The 18,696-nt window shown below is 60.9% G+C and carries 18 protein-coding genes; 7 read left to right on the top strand and 11 right to left on the bottom strand.

Annotated features, from left to right (window positions below):
• Window positions 1-76: 76 nt before the first annotated feature.
• The 7 genes from hflX to AC06G5_RS02410 form a co-directional block, all read right to left on the bottom strand.
• Entirely contained in the window at window positions 77-1,378 is a 1,302-nt protein-coding gene (hflX, locus tag AC06G5_RS02440) for a ribosome rescue GTPase HflX (protein ID WP_480458938.1), read from the bottom strand.
• A gap of 12 nt (window positions 1,379-1,390) precedes the next feature.
• Window positions 1,391-1,651 (bottom strand): RNA chaperone Hfq, encoded by a 261-nt coding sequence (hfq, locus tag AC06G5_RS02435; protein ID WP_007902656.1) that lies wholly within the window; start codon window positions 1,649-1,651, stop codon window positions 1,391-1,393.
• Window positions 1,652-1,745: 94 nt separating this feature from the next.
• A complete protein-coding gene (miaA, locus tag AC06G5_RS02430; RefSeq protein WP_413425418.1) occupies window positions 1,746-2,717 on the bottom strand; it encodes a tRNA (adenosine(37)-N6)-dimethylallyltransferase MiaA in 972 nt (323 codons plus the stop codon).
• A complete protein-coding gene (gene mutL, locus AC06G5_RS02425) occupies window positions 2,717-4,627 on the bottom strand; it encodes a DNA mismatch repair endonuclease MutL (RefSeq protein WP_413425420.1) in 1,911 nt (636 codons plus the stop codon). Before mutL ends, miaA begins: the two co-directional genes overlap by 1 nt.
• On the bottom strand, window positions 4,624-6,054 hold the full coding sequence (locus AC06G5_RS02420) for an N-acetylmuramoyl-L-alanine amidase (RefSeq protein ID WP_413425422.1): 1,431 nt from the start codon (window positions 6,052-6,054) through the stop codon (window positions 4,624-4,626). Before AC06G5_RS02420 ends, mutL begins: the two co-directional genes overlap by 4 nt.
• Window positions 6,055-6,525 (bottom strand): tRNA (adenosine(37)-N6)-threonylcarbamoyltransferase complex ATPase subunit type 1 TsaE, encoded by a 471-nt coding sequence (gene tsaE, locus AC06G5_RS02415; RefSeq protein ID WP_413425424.1) that lies wholly within the window; start codon window positions 6,523-6,525, stop codon window positions 6,055-6,057.
• Window positions 6,513-8,012, bottom strand: coding sequence for an NAD(P)H-hydrate dehydratase (locus AC06G5_RS02410; protein WP_480458937.1), 1,500 nt, complete (start codon window positions 8,010-8,012; stop codon window positions 6,513-6,515). Before AC06G5_RS02410 ends, tsaE begins: the two co-directional genes overlap by 13 nt.
• Before the next feature lie 63 nt (window positions 8,013-8,075).
• Between AC06G5_RS02410 and queG the strand changes: the two genes are divergently transcribed.
• Window positions 8,076-9,140 (top strand): tRNA epoxyqueuosine(34) reductase QueG, encoded by a 1,065-nt coding sequence (gene queG, locus AC06G5_RS02405; RefSeq protein WP_480458936.1) that lies wholly within the window; start codon window positions 8,076-8,078, stop codon window positions 9,138-9,140.
• 105 nt (window positions 9,141-9,245) lie between these two features.
• Here the strand turns inward: queG and AC06G5_RS02400 are convergent, their stop codons facing one another.
• Together AC06G5_RS02400 and orn are read right to left on the bottom strand one after the other, a co-directional pair.
• Window positions 9,246-9,857, bottom strand: coding sequence for a trimeric intracellular cation channel family protein (locus AC06G5_RS02400; protein WP_413425430.1), 612 nt, complete (start codon window positions 9,855-9,857; stop codon window positions 9,246-9,248).
• A gap of 92 nt (window positions 9,858-9,949) precedes the next feature.
• A complete protein-coding gene (gene orn, locus AC06G5_RS02395; RefSeq protein ID WP_007983969.1) occupies window positions 9,950-10,492 on the bottom strand; it encodes an oligoribonuclease in 543 nt (180 codons plus the stop codon).
• Between the two features lie 107 nt (window positions 10,493-10,599).
• Here orn and rsgA point away from each other — a divergent pair, with 107 nt between their 5' ends.
• The 4 genes from rsgA (at window position 10,600) to AC06G5_RS02375 (ending at window position 13,691) form a co-directional block, all read left to right on the top strand.
• Entirely contained in the window at window positions 10,600-11,631 is a 1,032-nt protein-coding gene (gene rsgA, locus AC06G5_RS02390) for a small ribosomal subunit biogenesis GTPase RsgA (RefSeq protein ID WP_015093224.1), read from the top strand.
• A gap of 199 nt (window positions 11,632-11,830) precedes the next feature.
• Window positions 11,831-12,238 (top strand): TIR domain-containing protein, encoded by a 408-nt coding sequence (locus AC06G5_RS02385; RefSeq protein WP_480458935.1) that lies wholly within the window; start codon window positions 11,831-11,833, stop codon window positions 12,236-12,238.
• Between the two features lie 2 nt (window positions 12,239-12,240).
• Window positions 12,241-13,200 (top strand): caspase family protein, encoded by a 960-nt coding sequence (locus AC06G5_RS02380; RefSeq protein WP_413703674.1) that lies wholly within the window; start codon window positions 12,241-12,243, stop codon window positions 13,198-13,200.
• Window positions 13,200-13,691, top strand: coding sequence for a toll/interleukin-1 receptor domain-containing protein (locus AC06G5_RS02375; RefSeq protein ID WP_413425437.1), 492 nt, complete (start codon window positions 13,200-13,202; stop codon window positions 13,689-13,691). The genes AC06G5_RS02380 and AC06G5_RS02375 overlap by 1 nt, the downstream gene beginning before the upstream one ends.
• A 550-nt stretch (window positions 13,692-14,241) precedes the next feature.
• Here AC06G5_RS02375 and motB read toward each other — a convergent pair.
• The gene (motB, locus tag AC06G5_RS02370) at window positions 14,242-15,270 is read right to left on the bottom strand and encodes a flagellar motor protein MotB (protein WP_480458934.1); all 1,029 of its coding nucleotides are present in this window, start codon (window positions 15,268-15,270) and stop codon (window positions 14,242-14,244) included.
• A 3-nt stretch (window positions 15,271-15,273) separates the two neighbouring features.
• On the bottom strand, window positions 15,274-16,125 hold the full coding sequence (gene motA / locus AC06G5_RS02365; RefSeq protein WP_008016909.1) for a flagellar motor stator protein MotA: 852 nt from the start codon (window positions 16,123-16,125) through the stop codon (window positions 15,274-15,276).
• Between the two features lie 166 nt (window positions 16,126-16,291).
• Between motA and AC06G5_RS02360 the strand changes: the two genes are divergently transcribed.
• Entirely contained in the window at window positions 16,292-17,830 is a 1,539-nt protein-coding gene (locus tag AC06G5_RS02360; protein ID WP_413427578.1) for an HDOD domain-containing protein, read from the top strand.
• A 41-nt stretch (window positions 17,831-17,871) separates the two neighbouring features.
• The gene (gene rhdA, locus AC06G5_RS02355) at window positions 17,872-18,687 is read left to right on the top strand and encodes a thiosulfate sulfurtransferase (protein WP_413427577.1); all 816 of its coding nucleotides are present in this window, start codon (window positions 17,872-17,874) and stop codon (window positions 18,685-18,687) included.
• Window positions 18,688-18,696: the final 9 nt, after the last annotated feature.

The raw sequence follows: 18,696 nt of genomic DNA, 5'->3' as shown, positions 1-18,696 counted from the left end.
GCAAAGACGCACCCACGGCGCGCCGACCAATGCTACAGAATGCCTGTCACCACGACACAACCGCTTTCTCAGGCTTTTATTGCAAAGTGTGTTGCTCGATGAATTCCATCGGTTGCAAACCTTCGCGGCTCACCAGCCGATTCAATTCGGCCCGTGGCAAACGAACGGCCAGTAAACTGATGCCTTCGTCATCGTGTTCTTCTTTCTGTACCGCACCGAGTTCGAAAAACTGCGCACGCAGTCGAGCAAATCGGTTCGGCAATCGCAAGGTGCCAACAAACAATTCATCGCCAAGCAACTCGGCCACGGCCTGCCTGAGCAGGTCCAGCCCTGTACCGTCTTTCGCCGAAAGCCAGACCCGCTGCGGTTTGCCATCGGCATCACGCTGGATCTGCGGCTCCACGCCCTCGAGCAAATCGAGTTTGTTATAGACCTCCAGGATCGGCAAGTCTTGAGCCCCGATCTCTCCGAGCACCACCATGACCTGTTCAATCTGGGCCATGCGCTCGGGTTCATGAGAGTCGATCACGTGCAGCAACAGGTCGGAGTTGCTCGACTCTTCGAGCGTAGCCCGAAATGCTTCAACCAGTTTGTGCGGCAAGTGGCGAATGAAGCCCACGGTGTCTGCCAGCACGATCGGGCCCAGGTCCTCGAGTTCGAGTCGGCGCAGCGTCGGGTCGAGGGTGGCGAAGAGCTGGTCAGCGGCAAAAACGTCGGAATCGGTCACCGAGTTGAACAGCGTCGATTTGCCGGCGTTGGTATAACCCACCAGCGAAACCGTCGGAATGTCAGCCCGTTTGCGGCCACGGCGCGATTGCTCGCGTTGGCTGCGGACCTTTTCCAGACGCCCCTTGATCTGCCGCAGGCGAACCCGCAACAGGCGCCGGTCGGTTTCCAGCTGGGTTTCACCGGGACCGCGCAGGCCGATACCGCCTTTCTGCCGTTCGAGGTGAGTCCAGCCGCGAACCAGCCGCGTACTCATGTGCTCAAGCTGGGCCAGTTCGACCTGGAGCTTGCCTTCATGGGTGCGGGCGCGCTGGGCGAAAATATCGAGAATCAGACCCGTGCGATCGATCACGCGACACTCGAAAACACGTTCGAGGTTACGTTCCTGACTGGGCGTGAGGATGTGATTGAAAATCACCAGATCTACCTGCTCGGCTTTGACCAGGTCGCGCAACTCCTCGACCTTGCCGCTGCCAATCAGGTATTTGGCGGTTGGCCGATTACGCGGCACGTTGAAAAACGCGACGGTCTCGGCGCCAGCCGACATTGCCAACTCCTGAAACTCCTGCGGATCTTCGCGCGCCTCAGGGTCCTGACCATCCAAGTGAACGAGAATGGCTCGCTCACCACCACCGTGGCGCTCAAAGAACAAAGGAGACTCCTATCAGGCGTTACCTGGCTCAGCGTCACCTGCTTCGGATTCGGTTGCGCTAGGCAGACGAATTGGACGAACCGGCACCACTGTAGAGATCGCGTGTTTGTAGACCATCTGGCTGACGGTGTTTTTCAGCAGGATAACGAACTGGTCGAAGGACTCGATCGTGCCTTGCAGTTTGATACCGTTGACCAGGTAGATGGACACCCCAACTTTCTCTTTACGCAAAGTATTCAAGTAAGGGTCTTGTAGCGAATGCCCTTTTGACATGTGCCGCACTCCTTTAAGGATTCAATATAAAAAAATAGGTAAACAGATGGCTTTGGCCGCCACACCCCCAAGGATAGACGGCAATTGCAAGGACTCAGCTCAATATGGAGATGGTCCCAAGGTATTTCAAGGCGCGCGGCAGATTGTCGCAATCCAGACTGTCCAGCCAATGCAGATCAGTCCAGCTGCGCAGCCAGGTGAACTGGCGTTTCGCCAATTGGCGCGTGGCAATGATTCCACGCTCCTGCATCTCGGCTGACGTCAGCTTGCCATCCAGGTAGTCCCAGACTTGGCGGTAGCCTACTGCACGTATAGACGGCAACCCGGCATGCAGGTCACTTCTCTTACGCAGGGCTACGACCTCGTCAATGAATCCCTGTTCCAACATTAAAGTGAATCTTTGTTTAATTCGCTCGTGCAGTACCTGGCGATTTGCCGGAGCAATGGCCAAGTTCGCAACAGTATAGGGCAATTGTTGCTGTCCCGAAGCGGCTGCTTCAGTACTTTGCACAGATTGTCGCAAACGCAGGGCAGTCATGCTTTGACCGCTGACACGATAAACTTCCAGTGCTCGACTCAACCGCTGGGGATCGTTCGGATGTATTCGCGCCGCAGACTCCGGATCAATCACCGCCAATTGTTCGTGCAAGGCTTGCCAGCCAAGGCGTGCAGCCTCTTCTTCGATTTGCGCACGGACGTCGGGATCGGCGGCCGGCATATCCGCCAGGCCCTCAACCAAAGCCTTGTAATAGAGCATTGTGCCGCCCACCAGCAACGGAATTTTTCCACGCGAGGTGATATCGGCCATGGCTTGCAGGGCGTCACGACGGAATTCCGCAGCCGAATAGCTCTCGGCCGGGTCGAGAATATCGATCAGACGATGCGGATATTGCGCCAACAGCTCTTTGGAAGGCTTGGCAGTGCCGATGTCCATGCCACGGTAGACCAGCGCCGAATCGACGCTGATCAACTCGCAGGGCAGGACTTTGGTGAGTTCGATGGCCAGGTCGGTCTTGCCGGCGGCAGTCGGCCCCATCAGGAAAATCGCAGGTGGGAACTGGTTCATCAACGACCGCGCAAGAACAGTTTGTCCAGATCGTCCAGGCCCAGCTGGGTCCAGGTCGGTCGGCCATGGTTGCATTGACCGCTGCGCTCGGTGTTTTCCATGTCACGCAGCAGACCGTTCATTTCCGGCAGGGCCAAACGCCGATTCGCCCGAACCGCACCGTGGCAGGCCATGGTCCCGAGCAATTCGTTCAGGTGTGCCTGGATGCGGTCGCTGGTGCCGAACTCCATCAGGTCGGCCAGGACGTCGGCGACCAGCCGGTTGGCTTCGGCCTGCTTGAGCAGCGCCGGAATCTGCCGGATCGCCAGGGTTTCCGGGCCCAGGCGCTGCAATTCAAAGCCAAGGCGCTGGAACCAGGCGACGTGCTCCTCGGCGCAATCGGCTTCACGCTGGCTGACGGCCAGGGACTCCGGCACCAGCAACGGCTGGCCGCTCAGGCCCTCGCTGGCCATCGCCACCTTCAAACGCTCATACATGATTCGTTCGTGGGCGGCGTGCATATCCACCAGCACCAGGCCTTGAGCGTTTTCCGAAAGAATGTAGATGCCCTTGAGTTGTGCCAGTGCATAACCCAGCGGCGGAATGTCGTCTTGCCCGGCCGGTAGCGCGACGGCATTGGCCTCGGGCAGCGGCGCAAAAAACTCGCGATAGGCGGCCTGCGCCTCGGCGACAGGCACACCGGACTGCGGACGCGGCGTGTATTGGTACTGATAACCGGCGCCAGAACCCGAACCTGCCGGCGTATTGAAGGACGGCTGAGCCTGAGGCTGCTCCAGCAGCGCATTGGCGGCCAGGCGCATTTCGCCCTGGGGTCCGAATTCACCGGCTTCAAGGCCGGTAGGCCGGACGATTGCAGTGGCAACCGGCGCCGCAAGATGATCGTCGGGCCGCACATCGCCCAAGGCGCGGTGCAAGGTTCCATAGAGGAAATCGTGGACCATGCGTCCTTCACGGAAGCGCACTTCGTGCTTGGTCGGGTGCACGTTGACGTCGACGCCAGTCGGATCCACTTCGAAAAACAGTACAAAGGTCGGGTGCCGACCGTTGAACAGCACGTCGCGATAGGCCTGGCGCACGGCGTGGGCCACCAGTTTGTCGCGTACGGCACGGCCATTGACGAAGAAATACTGCAAATCGGCCTGGCTGCGGTTGAAGGTCGGCAAGCCGACCCAGCCCCATAGATGCAGGCCGTTGCGCTCGATTTCGATCGGCAGTGCCTGCTCCAGGAAGCCCGGCCCGCAGATCGCCGCCACACGCCGGGCACGGGCCGCATCATCATGGGCCTCGTGCAGGCTGAGGATGGTCTTGCCGTTGTGGCGCAGATGGAACGCCACATCGAAGCGCGCCAGGGCCAGGCGCCTGATCACTTCCTGCAGGTGATCGAATTCGGTTTTTTCGCTCTTGAGAAACTTGCGCCGCGCCGGCGTGTTGAAGAACAGGTCGCGCACTTCAACCGACGTGCCCACCGGGTGGGCCGCTGGCTGCACGCGAGGCGCCATGTCACGCCCTTCGGTCTCGACCTGCCAGGCCTGGTCGGCGTCACGGGTTCGGGAGGTCAGGGTCAGGCGCGCGACGGAGCTGATCGATGCCAGGGCCTCACCACGAAACCCCAGGCTCATGACCTGTTCGAGGTCTTCCAGGTTACGGATCTTGCTGGTGGCGTGACGGGCCAGCGCCAGCGGCAGGTCATCGGCGGAAATGCCGCTGCCATCGTCGCGCACCCGCAGCAATTTGACGCCGCCCTGCTCCACATCGACATCGATACGCCTGGCACCTGAGTCGAGGCTGTTTTCCAGCAACTCCTTGATCACCGAAGCCGGACGTTCGACCACCTCACCCGCCGCAATCTGGTTCGCCAGTCGCGGGCTGAGCAGCTCGATTCGAGCGCCACCGTTCACAACCTGATTCATTCTTTGGCCGCCAATTCAGTGCCCGGAATAGTCAGGTGCTGACCGATCTTGAGCTCATCGCTCGACAGGTTGTTGGCGCTGCGCAGGGTCGCGGGCGACACCTGATAGCGCACGGCGATCATCGCCAGGGTCTCGCCCGGGTTGACGCGGTGGTCACGTGGACCTTGTACAATCTTGCCGGAGTCGCGCAGCCAGGCAATATAAGTGCCCGGTGGCGGGTTCTGCTGGAAGAACTGGCGCACGCCGCTGCTGATCGAACGCGCCAGCGCCTGCTGGTGGTTCGACGCGGCAAGCTTCGAGGCTTCGTTGGCGTTGGAGATGAACCCGGTTTCCACCAGGATCGACGGAATATCCGGCGACTTCAGTACCATGAACCCGGCCTGTTCGACCCGTTGCTTGTGCAGAGGCGTCACCCGGCCAATGTTGCTCAGGACCTTCTGGCCCACGTTCAGGCTGGACGTCAGGGATGCCGTCATCGACAGGTCAAGCAGCACGCCGGCGAGCATGCGGTCCTTGTCATCGAGGCTGACGTTGCCGGCACCACCGATCAGGTCGGAACGGTTTTCGCTGTCGGCCAGCCAGCGGGCCGTCTCCGAAGTGGCACCGCGGTCAGACAGGGCAAATACCGAGGCACCGAAAGCGGCGGCAGAAGGCGCGGCGTCGGCGTGGATCGAGACAAACAGGTCCGCGCCTTTCTTGCGGGCAATTTCGGTACGGCCGCGCAACGGAATGAAGTAGTCGCCGGTACGGGTCAGTTCGGCGCGGAAACCTTTCATGCCGTTGATCTGGCGCTGCAATTCGCGGGCGATCTGCAACACCACGTCTTTCTCGCGTTCACCGCGAGAGCCCGATGCCCCCGGGTCTTCGCCACCGTGTCCGGCGTCGATCACCACAATGATGTCGCGCTTGCCGGCCGGGGCGGGCGGTAGCTTGATTGCCGGCTCGGCAGGCGTGACCGGCACGGCGGGCACCGTGGCGACCGATGGCGTTGGTGCTGGAGAAGGCGCGGCATCTGCGGCGTTATCGAACAGATCGACCACCAACCGGTTGCCGTACTGGGCGTTCGGCGCCAGGGAGAAGCTTTTCGGTGTCACGGCCTTTTTCAGGTCGATGACCACCCGCAGGTCGGTCGGCGTGCGTTGAGCCGAGCGCATGGCGGTAATCGGGGTATTCGAGGTGTTGACGTTGAGTGGTGCACCGAGGGTCGCGCCATTGATGTCGATGACCAGGCGATCCGGAGCCGTCAGGGTAAAGACGCTGTGTTGCACCGGGCCGGTCAGGTCAAACACCAGTCGTGTGTTGTCCGGTGCCCGCCACAGACGAACACTGTTGACCTTCGAATCGGCCACAGCGTCGACGGTTACCGCCAAAAACAACACCCCTACGGCAGCCATCAACGCGCGAAAGCGCATACCTAACCCCATCATCTATTTGGATTCCAATGCCAAAGCGGCACACCAGGCCTCGCCACGCGAGCCCTGGGATAAAATTTTCAGCGAACGCCCGCTGTCTTGCGGGCTAATGGTAATGGTCAGGTCCGGCTTTGGCAAAAAGCCTGCACCTTTGGCGGGCCACTCGATCAGACACAGGGCATCGTCTTCGAAGTAGTCGCGAATACCGAGGAACTCCAGTTCTTCCGGATCGACCAGACGGTACAAATCGAAATGGAAGGCGCGAATGTCGCCGATTTCGTAGGGTTCGACCAAGGTGAAGGTCGGGCTTTTCACAGCCCCGACATGCCCCAGACCGCGGATGATGCCTCGGGACAACGTGGTTTTGCCCATCCCCAGGTTACCCTCGAGAAAAATCAGGCCATGGCCTTGGGTGATTCGGGCAATGCGTGCGCCAAAGTCGCTCATGGCCTGCTCATCGGCCAGGTACAGGGTTACTTCAGACACGGTGCTTGCTCCTCCAACAACTGACGAATGGCTGGAATCAGATCACTGGCCGCCAGCCCACGGCCAAATTTTCCTTGTTGTTCACCGGCATTGGCGTGCAGCCAGACCGCCAGGCAGGCCGCGTCGAATGGTTCCATGCCCTGGGCCAGCAACGCGCCGAGCAAACCGGCCAGTACATCGCCCAAACCGGCAGTGGCCATCGCCGGATGCCCCTGATGACACAGCCCCAGACGTCCGTCGGGATGGGCGATCAGGCTGCCGGCACCTTTCAGCACCACCACTGCCGAATATTTCTTGCTCAACGCCAGCGCTGCGGCCAGGCGATCAGCCTGCACTTCGGCAGTGCTGATCCCCAACAAACGTGCCGCTTCGCCCGGATGCGGAGTGATCACACAATCCTTGGGCAAACGGACAAAACCGCCTGCCAGCAGGTTCAACGCGTCGGCATCCCACACTTGCGGCAATGGCGCGTTAGCGGCGACCGACAACAATGAACGCCCCCAACCGGCCTGCCCGAGGCCCGGACCGACCACCAGCACCGAGACTTTCTCCAGCAGCCCCATCAACTGATTGGCCGACGAAGTGCCCAGCGCCATGGCTTCCGGCACTCGACTCAACGCCGCTGACAGATGCTCGGGACGGGTTGCCAGCGAAACCATTCCAGCGCCGCTGCGCAATGCGCTTTCGGTGCTGAGCAGGATCGCTCCGCCAAGGCCATGATCGCCACCGATCAACAGCACATGCCCGAAACGCCCCTTGTGAGACGTCGGTGGGCGAGCCGCCGGCCGCGGAAGATTAACCGCGTTGAGACGTCGGGCGCGAACGGGAATATCACTGTATGTTTCGGCCGTGGCTTGCAGATCGTTGAACACCAGCTCGCCGACGTGATCCGCTGCGTCGCCCGTGAACAGACCCGGCTTCAGCCCGATGAAGGTCACCGTGAGATCGGCGCGTACCGCGATACCCAACTCTCGTCCGGTGTCGGCACACAGTCCGGAAGGAATATCGACCGCCGCCACCGACAGGCCACCGGCATTGATCGCTTTAATGGCAGCCGAGTAAGGCTCGCGCACCTCGCCGCTCAGGCCGGTGCCGAGCAAGGCATCGAGGACAACGCCACGCAACTCGCACTGGTCGCTCCAGCCCTGCACCGCGACGCCTTCAGCCAGCGCCTCGGCATGGGCCCGCGCGGCATCGCCCTGCAAGCGCTGCGGATCACCGACCGCCAACACGCGCACCTGCCACCCGGCACGCCGTGCCAGCACGGCCACCAGATAACCGTCGCCAGCGTTGTTGCCATGCCCGGCGAGCACGGTCAATTCATTCGCCGACGGCCATTGCCGTACCAGCGCCCGCCACGTTGCGCGGGCTGCGCGTTGCATCAATTCGAAGCCCGGCGTGCCCGCGGCAATCAGCCGTGCGTCGAGCGCTCGCACCTGTGCTGCACCGTACAGCACGTCGGGTAATTCATCTTTAGTGTGCGGCATGCGTCTTCAGGCTCCGATGTCTGGCAGAATTATACGCACCTCAGCTCCGGTTTCTCTCGCCTCATGTCCGCCATCACCACAGACCTGCCTGCCCTCGCCCAATCCATCAAGGACTGGGGCCGCGAGCTGGGCTTTCAGCAAGTCGGCATCAGCGGCCTCGACCTGGGCGAGCATGAGCAACACCTGGAGCGCTGGCTCGCCGCCGGCTACCACGGCGAAATGGACTACATGGGCGCCCATGGCAGCAAACGCTCGCACCCGGAAGAACTGGTGCCCGGCACTTTGCGTGTGGTTTCGCTGCGCATGGACTACCTGGCGGGCGACACCCACATGGCGAAAATGCTCGCCCAGCCGGAAAAAGCCTACGTCTCGCGTTATGCCCTGGGTCGCGATTACCACAAGTTGATCCGTAAACGCGTGCAACAACTGGCGGAAAAGATTCAGGCGGTCATCGGGCCTTTCGGCTATCGCGCCTTCGTCGACAGTGCCCCGGTGCTGGAAAAAGCCATCGCCGAAAAGGCCGGCCTGGGCTGGATCGGCAAAAACACTCTGGTCTTGAATCGCAAGGCAGGCAGTTATTTCTTCCTCGCCGAACTGTTCGTTGATTTGCCGCTGCCGGTAGACCCGCCCCATGCCACTGAACACTGCGGGCGGTGCAGCGCCTGCCTCGACATCTGCCCCACCAATGCCTTCGTCGGCCCCTATGTGCTGGATGCCCGGCGTTGCATTTCCTACCTGACCATCGAACTCAAAGGCGCGATCCCCGAAGACCTGCGGCCGCTGATCGGCAATCGGGTGTTCGGTTGCGATGACTGCCAGATCGTCTGCCCGTGGAACCGCTTCGCCCGTCCGTCCGGTGAAAGCGACTTCAAGCCGCGGCACAATCTGGACAACGCGCAGCTGGCCGACCTGTTCATGTGGGATGAGGAAAAATTCCTGAGCAGCACGGAAGGCTCGCCGCTGCGCCGGACCGGTTACGAAAACTGGTTGCGCAACCTGGCGGTAGGCCTGGGCAACGCGCCGTCTACGATTCCGGTGCTGGAAGCGCTGAAGGCGCGACGGGAACATCCTTCGCAACTGGTACGTGAACATGTCGAGTGGGCTCTGAAACGACACGGCCTTGTGTAGGAGCGAGCTAGCTCGCGATGGACGTCAACGATAACGCGGCAAGCCTGGTGGCCCGCGGAGTTCTCCGGTTCATCGCGAGCGAGCTCGCTCCTACAAGGGGCCGCGTCAGGCTTCGTCGTTATAGACGAACTTGGGCATTTCCCAGTGAAAACGGATGGCCAGCAAGCGCAGCAGAAAACCACCGAACAGGGTGATCAGAATCGATTGCTCATTGGGTAATTGCAGATAGATGCAGAGCATGTAGCACCACGCTGCCGCAAACGAGACGCTGGCATAGAGCTCGCGCCGGAAGATCAGCGGAATATCGTTGCAGAAGATGTCCCGCAGGATGCCGCCGAAGACGCCGGTGATCACGCCGCTGACCGAAGCCACCAGCATGCCGTGGCCCATTTCCAGGGCGGTCATGCAGCCGATCAGGGTGAACGCCACCAGACCGACGGCGTCGAGCACCAGAAACAGTGAGCGCAGGTGGCGCATCCAGCGCGCCGTGAACACGGTGATCATCGCGGCGGCCGTGGTCAGCACCAGGTATTCCGGGTGTTTGACCCACGTCAGCGGGTAATGCCCGAGCAGCACATCGCGCACCGACCCGCCACCCAGCGCTGTGACGCAAGCGATCAGCACCACACCGAACCAGTCCATGCCACGACGCCCGGCAGACAGGGCACCGGTCATGGCTTCGGCGGTGATGGCGATCAGGTAGAGCATCAGCAGCATGGTGGCGGTCCTTGCAGAAAGGCGCGCAGTCTACTGACTTCGCTGGAGCACCAAAAGAGGGCAAGCCCCCTCGCCACGAAAGCGCTATAGCATCAGGCTTTGATGAAATGCTTGCGGTAGTGCTGCAATTCGGCGATGGATTCGCGGATGTCGTCCAGCGCCAGGTGGGTGCTGCCCTTCTTGAAGCTGTCACGCACGTCCGGTGCCCAGCGCGCGGCCAGCTCTTTGAGCGTGGATACGTCGAGGTTGCGGTAGTGGAAATAGCTTTCCAGAGATTTCATGTGCGTATAAAGGAAGCGACGATCCTGGCAGATGCTGTTGCCGCAGATCGGCGATTTGCCCTTCGGCACCCACTTCTCCAGGAAGGCGATGGTTTCGGCCTCGGCTTCGGCCATGCTGATGCGGCTGTCGCGAACCCGCTGGGTCAGCCCGGAACCGCCGTGCTGACGGGTGTTCCACTCGTCCATGCCGGCGAGGATTTCGTCGCTGTGGTGAATGGCGATCACCGGGCCTTCGGCCAGGGTGTTCAGGTCACTGTCGGTGACGATGGTGGCCATTTCGATAATGACGTCGGTATCAGGGTTCAGACCGGTCATTTCCAGGTCGATCCAGATAAGGTTCTGCGGATTTTGCATGTGTCGGCTCCTAGGCAATGCTGCGCAGTTTAGCCTAGGCCGGTAGCCGGGCGTGCTAAACTCGCGGCCGTTTTACCTAATCGCTGCATTCTTTATACGGAACACCCATGGCCAAACGCCAACTCAATCGCCGCCAAAACTGGCGCATCGAAAAGATTCAGGGCGAACGCGCTGCCCGCGCCGCCAAACGCGAGTCCTCGGCTGTCGAGGCACTTGAGGGCGGCGATCTGGGCCCGGAACAGCACGGTCTGGTGATCGCGCACTTCGGTGTGCAGGTCGAGGTCGAGGCCCGCGACGGCGAACTGGCCGGCCAGGTGTTCCGTTGCCACCTGCGCGCCAACCTGCCGGCGCTGGTGACCGGCGACCAGGTGGTGTGGCGTGCCGGCAACCAGGGCATCGGCGTGATCGTGGCACAACTGCCGCGCAACACCGAGCTGTGTCGCCCGGACAGCCGCGGCCAGCTCAAGCCGGTGGCGGCCAACGTCGACATGATCGTCATCGTGTTTGCACCGCTGCCCGAACCCCACGCCAACCTGATCGACCGCTATCTGGTGGCAGCCGAACATGCGGGCATCAAGCCGCTGTTGCTGCTGAACAAGTTCGACCTGATCGACGAAAACAACGCCCCGGCACTCAATGCCTTGCTCGCGGTGTACCGCACCCTCGGCTATCCGGTACTGGAAGTGTCGGCGCACCACGGCAATGGCATGGAGCAATTGCAGGCGCAACTGGACGGGCGCATCAGCGTGTTCGTCGGCCAGTCCGGTGTCGGCAAGTCGTCGTTGGTCAACAGCCTGCTGCCGGATGTCGAAACCCGCGTCGGCCCGCTGTCCGAGCTGTCCGGCCAGGGCACTCACACCACCACCACCGCGCGGCTGTTCCACTTCCCCGGCGGTGGTGAGTTGATCGACTCCCCGGGTATCCGCGAATTCGGTCTGGGCCACGTCAGCCGTGCCGACGTCGAAGCCGGCTTCATCGAATTCAACGACCTGCTCGGCACCTGCCGTTTCCGTGACTGCAAGCATGACCGCGAACCCGGTTGCGCCCTGCTCAAGGCCCTTGAAGATGGCCGCGTGCAGCAGCAACGGATGAACAGCTACCGCTCGATCATCGCCAGCCTGCCGGAAAACGGCTACTAAACAGCCGCGCCGACCGCCCTGTTTTCAGCGGGGCGGTCGGTGGCCGGATCTTCCCCCCAGTTAAACATCAGACCTTTCTGTAAGGCGCCCGCACGCGCACTTGTAGGACATTTCTCTTTCCGCGCCAACCCCTTGTGGCCACCCTGCAATCGCCTAAGTTCAAACCCTCTTCGCACTCCAGCGACACCGAGGGATACCCATGCAGACCTACCATTTGTTCATCAGCCATTCGTGGAACTACCCCCACGCCCACGACAACCTCGTGCGCCTGCTCAACGCGAAACCCGGTTTCACGTACAAGAACTATTCGGTGCCAACGGACAACCCGATTGTCGGCGCGAAAACCGACAAGCAACTTGAGGAAGCCATCGAAAACAAGATCCGTCCGTGTTCAGCGGTACTGATCATGGCCGGGATGTATTCCACCTACAGCAAGTGGATCAACAAGGAAATCGAGATTGCCAAGCGCATGGGCAAGGTGATCATCGCGATCAAACCGTTCGGTGCAGAACGCATTTCCACGGTAGTGCGTGACGCGGCACACGCCGAATGCGCGTGGAACACCAACAACATCATCAATGCGATTCGCGAGCATACGGCGGTGTAACCATGCGCAAAGGACTGTTTATCGGCATCAACGACTACACCCACGTTTCGCGACTGAGCGGCTGTAGCAATGACGCCATGGCCATGGCCTCCGTGCTGAAGACCGACGCCAACGGCGATCCGAACTTCAAGAACATCGTACTGACCTCCGCCGAGGACTACCTGAGCCGGGAAAAACTCGAAGACCAGATCCGCGAGCTGTTTTCCGGGGACTGCAATGTCGCACTGCTGTATTTCGCCGGCCACGGCAGCTTCGACCTCGACACCGACGAAGGCATGTTGATCCCGCAGGATTACAGGAGCGCCAAGGACGGGATTCGCCTCAGTGATATTCTCAACTGGGCGAGCAAAGCCACGAAGATCAAAAACAAAGTGATCATTCTCGATTGTTGCCAGAGCGGCTCAGCCGGCGAGCTGCGCGCCTTGCGCAGTGAGGGCAGCGTAGTCGGCGAAGGCATGACCATTCTGACCGCCTGCAAAAAGGAAGAGCCGGCAATGGAGGGCGCACAGCACGGCGTATTCACCGGTTTGTTGCTCCAGGCCCTGCACGGGGGAGCAGCGAACATCCTGGGCAAGATCACGCCCGGCAGCCTCTATTCGTTTGTCGACAACGCCCTCGACGCCTGGGAACAGCGCCCGGTGTTCAAGACCAACGTATCGCAGTTCATTTCCCTGCGCGAAGTGTCGCCGCTGATCCCCAAGGACATCCTGCGCAAACTCCCCGAATGGTTTGCCGAAGCGGAGTCGGTGTACCCCCTCGCCCCCAGCTTTGAGCCCACCGAGCCTGAATTCAACCCGGAACAGGGCGAGGTCTTCGCCCAACTGCAAAAGTGCAACCGCCACAGCCTCATCGAACCGGTGGACGCCGAGCATATGTACTACGCCGCCATCCTCTCCACCGGCTGCCGCCTCACCGCCCTCGGCGCCTATTACCGCGAGCTCGCGATCAAGGGACATTTCTGATGCCGGTTTTTATCAGCTACCGCCACATGGATCGCGCCCACGCGGTCAAAATCAACACACGCCTGATGCAGGCCAATATCAAGACCTACCTCGACGTACTGGACGCCGAATCCCAGACCACCGACGACATCACCGGGGTGATTACGCGCAACATCAGTGAATGCACGCACCTGCTGGCAGTGGTGTCGGAGAAAACCGCGCGGTCGTGGTGGGTGCCGTTCGAAATCGGCGAAGCGACCATCACCAACCGGCGCATCTGCTCGTTCAAGACCGGCCCGACAGAGCTGCCGCTATATCTGGACAAGTGGCCGAAGCTGACCAGCGACCGGGACATCGAATTCTTCATTGATGCCTATCGCAACGAAACAACACTCAAGCGTTCGATGTCGCTGGATTCCGTGACCGGCAGCGAGTCGGTGCGCAGCGTCAACAGGAGTAACGCCGAACGATTCCACACTGATTTGAAGTCCAGAATTACTCGCGGTTTCTGACGTCACTTCGCTCCCGGATCCATCCTCTTGACCGGTCGGGGGTTCTCTCGCCCAACAACTTCAGGAGCCACGTCCATACAAAATCAGGCCGTCGGTAGGCCGCCTCGCTTTGGCTGTTGCTGTTGCTGTTGCTGTTGCTTTGGCTTTTGATCTTCTTGCCCCCTCGAGAGGCCGAGCGCAGGTTCTGCGCAGTGGGCAACCCGGCATGGATGCCGGGTTAGCCGCGTACGGCCAAGGATGGCCGATCGCGGCGGGCCCACGGAGCAGGACCGGAGCGAGGGCATGCCGAGCCTTGGCGAGGCACCGAACGTCAGGGGCAAGAGCCCTTGGTTACTTGGGGCCGGGCGGCGCTCCGCTCTTCCAAGTAACCCGTCGTAAAGGCGGAACCCTAAGTGGCCGTTACCGCAGAAACGGATATGTACACCACCAAAAAATCACGCCAACCATGAAGCCGCCATCGCCAGCAAGCCGGCTCCTACAAGGAAGCGGCCTCCAAATCTGTGAAAAACACAAAAAAAAGCCGACATTACTGTCGGCTTTTTTTTGTCGGTCACTGCTTGGGTGGCTCACCCGTTTTCGGTGCCGGGTTATCAAACAGATTCAGGCGCTCGCGCAGTTCGTGAGCCGGCAACGGCTCCTTGTCCGCCGGCAACGCGTTCGGGTCGACCGGGGCAGCCGGTGCGGCTCCCGGAACAGTCGAACCTTGCGGCGCATCGGGAGCAGACTCCGCGCCTTGCGAACCTTCGATCGCACGCTGGGCTTTCTTGGTCAGTACCACGATGTCGATACGACGGTTCACCGGGTTAAACGGATGCTCGCGATCGAACAGCGCCGACGAGGCGTAACCGACCACGCGCGCCACCTGCGCATCCGGATAACTGCCCGCCACCAGCGCACGCCGTGCGGCGTTGGCACGGTTGGCCGAGAGTTCCCAGTTACCGAAGTCACCGGTACCGGTGTAGGGCTTGGCATCGGTGTGACCGCTGATGCTGATCTTGTTCGGCACCGCCTTGATGGTGTCGGCCATGGCCAGCAGGATGTCTTCGAAATACGGCTTGAGGCGGGCCGAGCCTGAGTCGAACATCGGACGGTTTTCCGCATCCACGATCTGGATACGCAGGCCGTCCGTGGTGATCTCGAACATGATCTGGTCTTTGAATTTCTGCAGCTGCGGGTTTTCTTCGACCTTGTTCTGCAGTTCTTGCAGCAACAGTTCGAGACGTTCCTTTTCAACCTGCTCGGCCATGCCTTCGACCTGATCGGTATCGACGGTGACCTTGTCCGGCTGCGGCTGGGACTTCACCTCGGGGTTGAGGGTGTTTTCCGGCGCCAGGGTCGGCGTGCCACCCAGATCAATGATGTACGGCGTACCGCTTTCGGAAAAGCCGATCGGGTCCTTGAAGTAACCGGCGATGGCAATCTTCTGTTCCGGGGTGGCGGTGGACAGCAGCCACAGCACCAGGAAGAACGCCATCATCGCCGTGGCAAAGTCGGCGAAGGCGATTTTCCAGGAGCCCCCGTGATGCCCGCCGGCGTAACGCTTGACGCGCTTGATGATTATCGGCTGATTGTTCTCCATGGTTTAGCGACCGCGGACCGCTTGTTCCAGCTCCGCGAAGCTAGGACGGTGCGCCGGGTACAGAACCTTGCGCCCGAACTCTACCGCCAGCGATGGCGGCATGCCGGAAGCCGAAGCGACCAGCGAGGCCTTGATGGCTTCGTAGACGTTCAGCTCTTCCTTGGCATCGTGACCCAGGGCATGCGCCAGGGGACCGAAGAAGCCGTAGGCCGCGAGAATACCGAAGAAGGTACCGACCAGTGCCGCACCGACGTGCAGGCCAATCATTTTCTGATCGCTTTCACCCAGCGAAGCCATGGTCACCACGATACCCAATACCGCCGCGACGATACCGAAACCCGGCATGGCGTCGGCAATGCCGTTCACTGCATGGGACGGGTGGTCCAGGTCTTCCTTGAGGCTGGCAAGCTCCATGTCGAACAGGTTTTCAAGTTCGTGGGGAGCCATGTTGCCGGAGGACATGATGCGCAGGTAATCGCAGACAAATGCTGTCATGCGCTCATCCTTGAGAACCGTAGGGTACTTGGCGAAAATCGGGCTTGCGGCGGCATCTTCGATATCGCCTTCAATCGCCATCATGCCTTCGCGGCGACTCTTGTTGAGGATCTCGTAGATCAGGCCCAGCACTTCCAGATAGAACCCGTGGTTGAAGCGTGAACTGAACATTCCCAAGGCTTTCTTGAGAACGTGCATCGCCATATGGCCAGGGTTGGCCTGCAGGAATGCGCCGAGGGCCGCGCCACCGATAATCATGACCTCGAAAGGCTGGATCAGGGCGGCAATCTTGCCGTGGGAAAGCACGTATCCGCCGAGCACGCTCGCGAATACGACGATGATGCCGATAATTTTAGCCATAGGTAGGAGAGCACTTACTGAGTCGGGTTCAAGGTCATATTCGGAAGTTAAAAAATCTCTTCTTCTACTTATCGGCAAAACTGCGCCAGACTAAAGCCCGTTCAGGCGAAAAGCCAATTTGACCCACTCCGGGCCCGGGTAATGCTGATGATGATCGCCTCCAACCATGGTTAATGAAACGAACGTTCCAACGCCAAAACCGACGACACTCGAAGGCTGGATCAAGCTGCTCGATGGCGTACGCCTTCCCGTCCCGCAAGCCAGCCACGACCTTGTCTGCAAGGCCATCCGCGACAATCGCAGCTCGCTGCGCGACATCGCCGACCTCATGCAAGGCAGCCCGGCCCTGGCCTTGAGCGTGATTCGCGAAGCCAACCGGCACTCCCACGGCAGCATGACCGAGCCTGCGGAGAACCTCGAGATCGCGATCAATCGCCTCGGCCTGAAGCGCACCGAAGAGCTGCTCGCGCGCTTGCCCGCCGACCCCCAGTCCGACATTCCCAAAGCCTTGCGTCAGCTGCAGATGATCAGCCAGCACGCCACGCAACAGGCCAACGGTTTTTTTGCCAGTCGCCTGGCGCGCCTGTGGCAGGACATCCACTGGGGTAGCCTGCTGTTCCTTTCGCCCCTGTGGCCATTGGCGCTGACCCATCCAGAACTGCTCGAAGACTGGGAACTGCGGGTCATCCATAAAGGCGAGTCGGCACGCAAAGTCGAGCGGCAACTGTTTGGTGTACGCCTGCTGGACATCGGCCAGGCATTGGTGGAGATCTGGCGCTTGCCGATCTGGGTACAGCAAGGCTATCGACTGTTGCTCACTGAACAACGGGAACTGGTGAAGGTCCTGCGCATTGCCCGCGACAGCGAGCATCCATTGCGTCAGCAGAACCGCCTCGATGACAACCCGACCCTGCGCCGCTGGCTCAATCAACCGGCCAATACGGTATTGCTGGCCAACGGCCTGGCGCTGTCGGCGCAACACGCCTGGGACAGCCCGCACAGTGAGCGCTGGCAGTACCTGACCAGCCTTTACCTGCAAATGCCGATGGATGAGGTGCAGCAGCAACTGCATCAGCAAGCCGCCAACAGCGCGCGCCAGCATGCCATGCCCGATCTCTGGCACCCCGCCGAATCGCTGATCTGGCCGTGGGGCATGAACCGTATCCACGCCGGACTGCTGCCGGCCGCGGCACCCACCGCCGAAGAACTGGCGAAATGGCGCAAGCAATGCGCCGAATTGCTGGTCGAGCCGAGCCGCTTCACCAATGCCATGCACCTGACCATCGCCGCCCGGGACGCCCTCGCAGCCTGCGGCATGCGTCGGGTGATGATCCTGATGGCTGACCGCACCCACGCCAACCTGCGCGTGCACCAGACGGCCGGCCTGCCGAAAGAGGCGGCCGGGCTGAATTTCGTGGTCAGCCAGAGCAACGTATTGCAACGCCTGCTCGCGCAACAGGCCCAGGTCCGCCTGACGCCAGCCAACAACGCGCAATTCTCGGCCCTGATGCCCAACGGTCTGCGTTCGCAGTTCAGCGGCGAACACCTGCTGCTGCGTTCGCTGGTCAACAATGGCCGGGTGATCATGATCGTCGTGGCGGATCAGGGCGGAGGGCCGTTTTCGGAAATTTCCGTACAGGCATTCGGCAAAACCGCACAATGCATCGAAAAAGCCCTGCACAGCTTTAGTAACCGAGGCCAATAAGCTGCGCTACAATCCTCCCTTTTGTGCTCTGGAGACCTCACATGTCTGACTTCTCTGGCTTGCCGCTGGTGATCGAGCCGAGCGACTTGCTCCCTCGCCTCGACGCCCGCGAACTGATTCTGGTGGACTTGACCAGTGCCGCCCGCTACGCCGAAGGGCACATTCCCGGCGCGCGTTTTGTCGATCCCAAACGCACGCAACTGGGTCAGGCGCCCGCCCCTGGACTGATGCCCCCGCAGGCAGCACTCGAAACGTTGTTCGGTGAACTGGGACACAACCCCGATGCGGTCTACGTGGTGTATGACGACGAAGGTGGCGGTTGGGCCGGGCGCTTCATCTGGCTGCTGGATGTCATCGGCCACTGCAAGTACCACTATGTCAACGGCGGCCTGCCAGCCTGGCTGGCAGAAGGTTTGCCCATGTCGATCCAGATCCCGCCACCCGTGGGCGGCCCGGTTTCACTGACCCTGCACGACGAACCCACCGCCACCCGCGAATACCTGCAAAGCCGTCTCGGCGCCGCCGACCTGGCGATCTGGGACGCACGCGGGCCGCTGGAATATTCCGGCGAGAAAGTCCTGGCAGCCAAGGGCGGGCACATTCCCGGCGCGGTCAATTTCGAATGGACCGCCGGCATGGATCAGGCGCGCCACCTGCGCATCCGCACCGACATGCCGCAGATCCTCGAACAACTCGGGATCAGCAAAGACAAAGAAGTGATTACCCACTGCCAGACCCATCATCGGTCCGGCTTCACCTATCTGGTGGCCAAGGCTCTCGGTTATCCGCGGGTCAAAGGCTACGCCGGCTCCTGGGGCGAATGGGGCAACCATCCCGATACGCCCGTAGAGATTTAAGTTTTTCAA

The sequence above is a fragment of the Pseudomonas sp. WT-JTC genome (assembly GCF_056711565.1).
Note: the sequence above shows the minus strand (reverse complement) of the source record. Positions and strands in the feature narration are given on the sequence as shown.